Origin of the sequence: Escherichia sp. WS338, assembly GCF_046486405.1 — a bacterium.
In the GTDB taxonomy this organism is placed as follows: domain Bacteria; phylum Pseudomonadota; class Gammaproteobacteria; order Enterobacterales; family Enterobacteriaceae; genus Escherichia; species Escherichia coli.
Map to the genome: position 1 here is coordinate 1 of NZ_JBJQLL010000094.1, position 1,663 is coordinate 1,663.

1 protein-coding gene is annotated in these 1,663 nt (G+C 52.1%); it reads left to right on the forward strand.

The window, feature by feature from the left end; translation table 11 throughout:
* The first annotated feature begins 1,035 nt into the window (after nucleotides 1-1,035).
* Nucleotides 1,036-1,512: a helix-turn-helix domain-containing protein gene (locus ACJHWT_RS25365; RefSeq protein ID WP_000469298.1), complete on the forward strand. Its 477-nt coding sequence runs from the start codon at nucleotides 1,036-1,038 to the stop codon at nucleotides 1,510-1,512.
* Nucleotides 1,513-1,663: the final 151 nt, after the last annotated feature.

Here is a 1,663-nt window from a genome sequence, read left to right on the forward strand (position 1 = left end):
TCTGACCATGATTGTCTATCCTGCATTGCTCTTTTGCCGCCTCAAAATCCCTTGCGTGTTTTTGCTCCCCGATCTCCAGAACGACCGAGCCGCCACGGTTCCGGCAGCGCCTTGAGCGCAACCGGAAACCGTCTGGGGAGAACCCCAGACCCCCATCGCTGTAACACCGACGGTCTACGACCACCTACCAACCGAGTGACTGCCTGTACCGTGCAAATGGGCTTTGCAGGGGGCTGGCGCGGTTCCTGGCGACCTGAAAGCCCCTGGCTAGGGGTATCGGCGCGCCTGACCTCCTGAAACGCTCTGTAAGCGTTTTTCGCGCCTTCCATGCCCTGACGGGCATTTAAACCCCGCCTCGTGCGTCTGAGAGCTTCTGAGCGCGTTTGAAGGGCTATCTGACGACTCATCCCCGAAAGAACAACAGCGGAATCACCGACAACATGCGAGAGGTGGCACCGCTCGCCGCAGCCCCAGCGACCGAACGTTAGTGAGCGAGTGGGCGAGGAAGCGGAAGAGAACTGGAAACCACATTGAGCACGTACGCACTGATACGGGGTGTCGGGGCGAAGCCCTGACCAGATGGCAAACGGAATATCGTCGCGGGTGACGGTATTACATTTGCACATCCTGTCCCGATTTCTGCGGGGGTTAACGGTGAACGGACGGCAAAAAACGTGCAGGAGCTGTTGAACGTGAAAACCACGAAATCTGGCAAAAATCACGGCTGGCGAGGCTTGCAGAGGAGTAAGCCAGTATACACTCCGCTATCGCTACGTGACTGGGTCAGGGCTTCGCCCCGACACCCCCAAAGGGCGTTGCGTTGCGCGCAACACCCTTGCCTAGAATAGATCTTTTACGTCGATTTGTAAGTTGTTGTTTTTTTAGTGTGTTTTTTGTTTACCTGTCGCATCCAGGGTGACACAACGTTGTCGCATCCAGGATGCGACAACACGCAACAAGGTGTTGCACAGATGTGTCATGATGGCTTAGATTTGAACCAACGTTAGTGCATGGGATTTTTAGAGGGAAAAAATCATGTTTATTGATTCAGAAAAACGACTGAAACAACTTTCAGATGAGGCAAAGAAAAACACCGAGGATCTCGAAGAAGCAAAGAAGAATTCAAGGTTTACACAGGTATCCCCAAAAGGTTGGGAACGCGTTCGAGAGCTGCTGAAGGATAGCCAAGGCATATCAGCACTGAAGCTGTACTCATTTTTAGCGGAGCATATCGATCCTACGTGTGGCGCTGTCGTTGCGGATCAGCAATTCCTAGCTGAAAAACTTGGAGTTAGCAGAAGCACAATTATTCGTTGGCTCAATTACTTAGAATCAAAAAATGCATTAGTTAGAATCCCCGTTGCTGGTAAGGTTTGTGCGTATGCCCTCGATCCACATGAAGTCTGGAAGGGATACAACACTACGAAAAACCATGCAGCATTTGTCACTAAAACACTGGTCAACAAAGACGGTGATATTCAGCGCCGAATCATGGCCATGTTTTCAAATTGAGCCAGCGGCAGGCGGACAATCAGGGGCTACGTGTTAACGTTCTGACCATGATTGTCTATCCTGCATTGCTCTTTTGCCGCCTCAAAATCCCTTGCGTGTTTTTGCTCCCCGATCTCCAGAACGACCGAGCCGCCACGGTTCCGGCAGCGCC